Here is a 5,780-nt window from a genome sequence, read left to right as displayed (position 1 = left end):
CTCCCGCAGGCAAAATCTACTGTGCGGGCGACACCGCCTATCAAGATGGAGAAATATTTCAGCAAATCCGCGAGCGCCTCGGCTCACCGCTGGTCGCCATTCTCCCCATCGGCGCCTACGAGCCCCGCTGGTTTATGAACACCCAGCACACGGATCCCGCAGAAGCAGTGCAGATAGCCCGCGAGATCGGCGCCCAGCATTTGCTCGGCATCCACTGGGCCACATTCCAGCTCACCGACGAGCCATGGGATGAACCGGCTCAGCTTTTAGAGAAAGCTATGCGCGAGTGCAAAACCGCTAACCTCATCGCCCAAGCTCTCCTTCCCGGCGATAGCTGGGAGCCGAAAGTCGATCCGCCCGCGTAATTATTCGAATCGAACAAAAACGAATTGAACAAAAAGACTAAGCGCGCATCGCGCTCCTTGCCTGATGTTTCTTGCGCCTGACTCCATCCCCAAGCCCGGCATTCGACACACGAGCATGCGAAAAGTTGCGCATATTTATTTCGCATGGAACTCCGCAACCTTCTCCTGTGCCTGTGTTTGTACTCGACATGAACGGCGCGGCAGGAAGCAGCAAGAGCCAAGTTTCCAAGCCGGCAGCCGAAACGGTTCTATTCCGAGAGGACGGAGGAGTTATGAAAAACTTTGGCAAATTTGTGCTGGGTGTGGCAATAGTGGCTGGTGGGTTGGGCCTTGGAGCGACCTCGGCCCAGGCTGCCGAGTTCAGAGTAGTGGTAGGCGGACCGGCCTACGTTCCTCCGTGCCCGGGCCCGGGATACACATGGGTGGCAGGCTATTACAGCAATGGCTACTGGATTCCGGGGGCCTGGAATTATGTCGGCGTCGGATTCCTCCCTCGCGGAGGCTTCTATGTCGATCGCGATCATGATCGCAGCTATGTCTACGCGCACCGCGATGACCGGCGCTATGATCGCGACGATCACCGCGACCACGATGGCGATCACTTCCGCCGCTAACAGTGCAGCTCAGGTTCGCCCATTGAACTGACCGAAATTGTCCGACTTGCCTCACGGCCTCTCCTCACCAGAGAGGCCGCTCTTTCTGTTCCGTCGTTTTTCTTCCCCGGCTTCTTCCCGAATCTGAGTGAGATCGGCGCAACCTGCACCCGTTCCCGAGGCTAGTTAAGTGTTTAAATTCAAGGTGGAAAGGAATCTTGAAATGTAACCGCAACTTATTCCCTGTTCAGTGGTTCAAATGTATATCAGCCGGTAAAAAGCAGGACGCATACCGGCATGTGCTGAGAACGAAGATCCTGTGCCTTACAGACTGGCCGGGCAGCACCAGGAGGACGCAATGAAAGGTTTAAAGTTAGTCCTATTCGCCATGATTCTGGCGCTGCCCTTTGCAGCAGTCTCTGCCAATGCCCAGGTCGCGGTAGGAGTGGGAATTGGGCCAGCGGTAGTTCCGGCTCCGGTGGATTATGGTCCTCCCACGTGCGATTGGGGCTATTACCCCTATTATCCATATGCTTGCGCGCCCTATGGTTATTACGGACCAAGCTGGTTCACGGGTGGCATTTTCATTGGTGTGGGCCCGTGGTATGGATGGGGCTGGCGCGGATACGGGTATCGCGGCTGGTATGGATATCACGGTGGTTACGGATACCGCGGCGGCTATGGATATCACCCCGGATACGGCGGTGGATACCGACCCGGATATGGCGGCGGATACCACGGCGGAGTAGCTGCTCCGCGCACCTTTAATGGTGGCGGCGCATACCATGGCGGATATTCCGGCGGCCATGTAGCAGGCGGTGGCGGTGTCCACGGTGGGTTTGCCGGCGGTGGTGGATTCCATGGCGGCGGTGGTGGCGGGTTCCATGGCGGTGGAGGCGGCGGTCATGGCGGTGGCGGTCACCGGTAACACTTATGCATACATCTCGAGCCCGGCTGTTTCGGCAGCCGGGCTTTTATATTGAGCTGACAGGCTTCGGGTTCACTGCGCATCACGGGGTCGTAACGTCTGGTACTTGGCGATCGTATAGCCGAGCGAAGCTCCGAGCCACACATCCGACGGGAAGTGAGCGCTGGAAGTGATACGCGAGAAGCTGATGGCCGTCGCCATCGTGTAACACAGCACCGGAATCCACGGTTTCCCACGGTGCCGGTACCGCTCTGCAACAACTGTCGCCACCGACCACACTGCCGTCGCGTGCCCTGACGGGAAACTGCTGCCTTTGAGCGGCGACTTGCCGCCATTGAAGAATGTCCCGGTGAATGGGGCGCCGGGTGGAACATCCGAGGGCCGCTCTCTACGGGTGACGGCTTTCATTGCAAGGTTCACGACCACGCTGTCGCCATAGGCCTCGATGGCCAGAAGCGAGGTGTTGACCTCGCGATTGTCGTGCCTGATATATCCCGCCGCCATAAGCGAAGCAGGCAGCAGAATAACTTCGCTGGTGGTGATCATTGGATCGAAGACGTCGTTGAAGTCGTCCCAGTTCTGTGCATGTGTGCGGAAGTAGGGCATCACGTGCGGATCGGCGTAGATCAGTCCCGCTGTTCCACCGACGACGATCAGCGTCGGCACCCAGTGGCGCCCTTTCGCAAGTTGCTTGGGAAACGTCCACCAGATGTCCTTCTGATCGTGCAGGAAATCGCCTGGCATACTGCGCCAGGTGGCTTCGCGCTGGGGGGTGCCGGTGGTCGAATCGACTGCAGGCCTCATGGTCTGGCCCGGATCGTCGAGAGCAGCTGACGGCGCTGGACTATCTGGGAGTCGCTCCGGAACGGAAAGATGAGCCCGCAGGCCCGGCTCGTCGGGAAGGTTGGTCGAATCCTGAGCGCGGCCCTGGTTCAGCGCGCAAGCAAGCAAGAGAGAAACACTAGAGAGTAGTAAATAACGGTTTCTAATTCTAAGCATCGGAAAAGTTGGATGCAGAATGGCAACAAATCCGTTTGCTCCTAACTCTTAACCTCTTTGAACCAGCGTGCAGTCGCGGGCCGGAACAACAGCCATGCAATCAGTACGCAGAGCGCCGCGTGGATCAGAAGCTCTCTAACCGGGTGGAAGATGCTGATCACCACGTGGAAAATCACCCACGCCAGTGCCAGCCAGCGGGCCCAGTTCTGCCGCAGCAGCAAGCCAACAGCGGCGACCACCGCCGTCAGTTCCGTCAGCTCGATCGCAATGGCGTCGCGATGACCGGCGGTCAGCTCGGGGAAATGGTAAACGAATCCCATCACGCCCACCAGGAGGTAGACGACTATAACAATCATCACAGGAATCGGTGGCTTCATAGGCTCCTGAACTCAGTGATCCGTGGATAAAGTCTACAGGGACAGATCGCAGCCGGCAGCACTCTAGTGGTTGAACGGATACTCCTGTACCCAGTGGAATCCGCGGCTCGAAAGCGTGAACCTGGTCTCATCTTCGCGCTTCAGTTGCATCTGCACCTTGTGACCGTTCATCGTGCCATCGAGATTCAACTGATCTGCGGCCGGCCGCAAAAAGGCGAGGTTCGCTTTCCAATTCTTGTCGTTTCTCTTGGTCAGATCTATCGACATCTTGCGGGTGTCGATGGTTGATGCGAACCACTCGAACGAGTCGTTCATGTGCTGTACCGCCATCGTCTGCGGATAGTCGAAGATCATGCGCCGCCAGCGGTCGTCGTCGGTGAGCAGAGGAGAACGAACCTGGCCATCGATGGTCATCTGGTTCACATCCCAGATTCCGTAAAGCACTGGCTTCTGTCGTCCCGAGCCATACTGGTGCCACGAGCCCCATGTCTGGTACATATTCATTCCGAGGATCCAAATCCAAAGCGCTGCCTGCACAACACCAGCGATCCGATTTGCCCGCGGCGATCTGAATAGCTTCTCCTCCGACTTGAGGCTAGCCGGCCGGTTACGCAAGAAGAAGTCCGTGAGCCGTCCCAACTGCGGAGCCAGCAGGAACAGTGACAGCAACAGCAAGTGAAACGAGAACTGTTTCACGGGCACGTCGTAGGTCATGTTCAGCATGAAGACCTGGAACATGTCTGCCGCACACACCAGCGCTCCCAGCGTGACAGTGCGCGGAAACATTAACAGGACAGCGCCCAGCAACTCCGCGAGCCCGGCAAATATCTCATAAGCGGGAGAAGCTCCAATCGAATTCCACAGCACGCCCATCGGCGAGAAATTCCCATACGGTTCCAGCAGCGACGCCAGGCCGGGAAAAGACATTTGCAGCGGAACGATTTTGTCGAACGCATAGAGCAGGATGGTCGCGGCCAGGGAGAAACGGATGAAAAGCCGAAACCACTTGTACAGCGGTGCGTAGCTTGTTCGCCTGCGATCGAATATTGACCAGATCGCCGTGGCAAAAAGAGCGGCGATCAAAACGCAGAAAACCTCAGTCCAGTCAAAGGGCTTGTCGCCGCTGCCGCTGCCCGAGAAGATAAGCGGCAGCTTGGCGCCGAACAGGTGTGCCGCAACCCAAAAGATGGCTTGCCTGAAAGGCCACAACGTCCCAGGATCGGGCACATCGATTTTGGGAATCAGAATAACGGCCTGAAAGAGACCGCAAAGACAATAGAGACCGAAGTAAGCAAAACAGAATCGAAACACGAGCCGTTTGCCCGCGCTCCAACCTTCTGCTGCACCTTCAACAGCTTTTTGCTCGATTGCAGTGGCTACGTCCATCCATCACCTTTAACGCAAGCGTCCGGGAGCCATATCTACGATCGCTCGCCGCTCCATTATCCATGGAACGGCCCGGGGAAACCGGGTACTCCGCTAAAATTGTACTGAAGGGAATTTGTGTGCCAGCTTACGAGTATCTTTGCGACGAATGCGAGTGCCATTTTGAAGCACGGCAGAAAATGTCGGATGCTGCCATCGACCAATGCCCCCAGTGCGGCGGCCATGTGAAGCGCCTGATCAGTGGGGGCGCCGGGGCCATCACCAAAGGCGCCAGCCAGGGGGCCGAACCAGCATGCGCGACGGGCGCCTGCTGTGGAGGCGGTATGTGCAATCGGCCCATGAATTAGGTACAACCGCAACCCGAGGCGCGGTCAGCCGGGCTTCTGCATAAGCTTGCCTGCGGTCGCGCTCAACACTGAGGCGTCTGCACTGCCAGACTCTCAAACCTATTACGCGAAGACCAGTCCAAGTGCGGCGTCGATCTGCTGCTTCATCGGCACTGCGTCGGTGCTCATATCTTGCGCATACCCTGTAGACATAGGTTGAGAAACAGGCTGACCTTCCATAGTGGACGCCAGCAGGGGCTTCAGCGCCGTGATGGCCGAATCGATCTGCTCCATGCGGTTACGGAGCCGCCTGGCTTCCTCGAATAGATTGTCCAGTTCTCCCGTCGCCGCTTCCAATGCCGCGCGATAGGTTTCCACATGTTCTTGATGGCTCATATCAACCTCCATTGGCAGAAGTTTAGCCTTGCGTCTCCGCAAAGGACATTGCACGAATCGTGCGCCGAGCGACCACTTTGGTGTGCCCTACAACCACTTTCGTGCTAGAAGGCGCGTTACGGGGCTATGAGCATCTGGCAAATATGGCCTATTAACCTTCCGAGTTCTGGCGCATCATTGCGGAGCGAGGGCGGTCTGCGCCGCACAATACCATGGAAGAAATGGGCATTGGCGCAGCGAATCCGGAAAGTGACCGCACGGCAAACCTTCGCGTGCTCATTGCTGGTGGAGGCACCGGCGGCCATATCATTCCGGCGCTGGCTGTCGCTCATGAACTGGTCACGCGGCACCAGGCGGAGGTGCTGTTCGTCGGCACGCCGCGCGGGATGGAATCGCGCCTTGTGCCGGCC

The 5,780-nt window shown here is 57.7% G+C and carries 9 protein-coding genes; 5 read left to right on the top strand and 4 right to left on the bottom strand.

Annotated features, from left to right (window positions below):
* The 3 genes from WA354_RS14815 to WA354_RS14805 all read left to right on the top strand — a co-directional run.
* On the top strand, positions 1-365 hold a 365-nt coding region (locus WA354_RS14815; protein ID WP_472813791.1), incomplete at its 5' end, for an MBL fold metallo-hydrolase.
* Between the two features lie 272 nt (positions 366-637).
* Positions 638-979 carry a hypothetical protein gene (locus WA354_RS14810; protein ID WP_472813790.1) on the top strand — a complete coding sequence of 114 codons (342 nt, stop codon included), beginning with the start codon at positions 638-640 and terminating at the stop codon, positions 977-979.
* A 337-nt stretch (positions 980-1,316) separates the two neighbouring features.
* Positions 1,317-1,886 (top strand): hypothetical protein, encoded by a 570-nt coding sequence (locus tag WA354_RS14805; RefSeq protein WP_472813789.1) that lies wholly within the window; start codon positions 1,317-1,319, stop codon positions 1,884-1,886.
* A gap of 72 nt (positions 1,887-1,958) precedes the next feature.
* On the opposite strand, the gene WA354_RS14800 is transcribed toward WA354_RS14805, so the two are convergent.
* The 3 genes from WA354_RS14800 to WA354_RS14790 all read right to left on the bottom strand — a co-directional run bounded on the left by WA354_RS14800 (position 1,959) and on the right by WA354_RS14790 (position 4,648).
* Positions 1,959-2,837, bottom strand: coding sequence for a phosphatase PAP2 family protein (locus WA354_RS14800; RefSeq protein WP_472813788.1), 879 nt, complete (start codon positions 2,835-2,837; stop codon positions 1,959-1,961).
* Between the two features lie 89 nt (positions 2,838-2,926).
* Positions 2,927-3,262, bottom strand: a complete 336-nt coding sequence (locus WA354_RS14795) for a hypothetical protein (RefSeq protein WP_472813787.1) — start codon at positions 3,260-3,262, stop codon at positions 2,927-2,929.
* Positions 3,263-3,325: 63 nt separating this feature from the next.
* On the bottom strand, positions 3,326-4,648 hold the full coding sequence (locus tag WA354_RS14790; protein WP_472813786.1) for a hypothetical protein: 1,323 nt from the start codon (positions 4,646-4,648) through the stop codon (positions 3,326-3,328).
* A 62-nt stretch (positions 4,649-4,710) separates the two neighbouring features.
* On the opposite strand from WA354_RS14790, the gene WA354_RS14785 reads away from it, so the two are divergent.
* Complete coding sequence (locus WA354_RS14785; protein WP_472813785.1) at positions 4,711-4,995, top strand: FmdB family zinc ribbon protein; 285 nt, start codon at positions 4,711-4,713, stop codon at positions 4,993-4,995.
* A gap of 102 nt (positions 4,996-5,097) precedes the next feature.
* Here the strand turns inward: WA354_RS14785 and WA354_RS14780 are convergent, their stop codons facing one another.
* Entirely contained in the window at positions 5,098-5,370 is a 273-nt protein-coding gene (locus tag WA354_RS14780) for a hypothetical protein (protein WP_472813784.1), read from the bottom strand.
* Between the two features lie 221 nt (positions 5,371-5,591).
* On the opposite strand from WA354_RS14780, the gene WA354_RS14775 reads away from it, so the two are divergent.
* The coding region (locus WA354_RS14775; protein ID WP_472813783.1) for a glycosyltransferase at positions 5,592-5,780 on the top strand (189 nt) is incomplete at its 3' end.

The organism is Occallatibacter sp. (genome assembly GCF_049802275.1).
In the GTDB taxonomy this organism is placed as follows: Bacteria; Acidobacteriota; Terriglobia; order Terriglobales; family Acidobacteriaceae; genus Telmatobacter.
This window is presented reverse-complemented; position numbering and strand designations above follow the sequence as displayed.

Coding starts and splice junctions, on each gene's coding strand:
- WA354_RS14790 (WP_472813786.1), bottom strand. CDS start 4,648: ATGGACGTAGCCACTGCAATCGAGCAAAAAGCTGTTGAAGGTGCAGCA.
- WA354_RS14810 (WP_472813790.1), top strand. CDS start 638: ATGAAAAACTTTGGCAAATTTGTGCTGGGTGTGGCAATAGTGGCTGGT.
- WA354_RS14780 (WP_472813784.1), bottom strand. CDS start 5,370: ATGAGCCATCAAGAACATGTGGAAACCTATCGCGCGGCATTGGAAGCG.
- WA354_RS14785 (WP_472813785.1), top strand. CDS start 4,711: ATGGAACGGCCCGGGGAAACCGGGTACTCCGCTAAAATTGTACTGAAG.
- WA354_RS14805 (WP_472813789.1), top strand. CDS start 1,317: ATGAAAGGTTTAAAGTTAGTCCTATTCGCCATGATTCTGGCGCTGCCC.
- WA354_RS14795 (WP_472813787.1), bottom strand. CDS start 3,262: ATGAAGCCACCGATTCCTGTGATGATTGTTATAGTCGTCTACCTCCTG.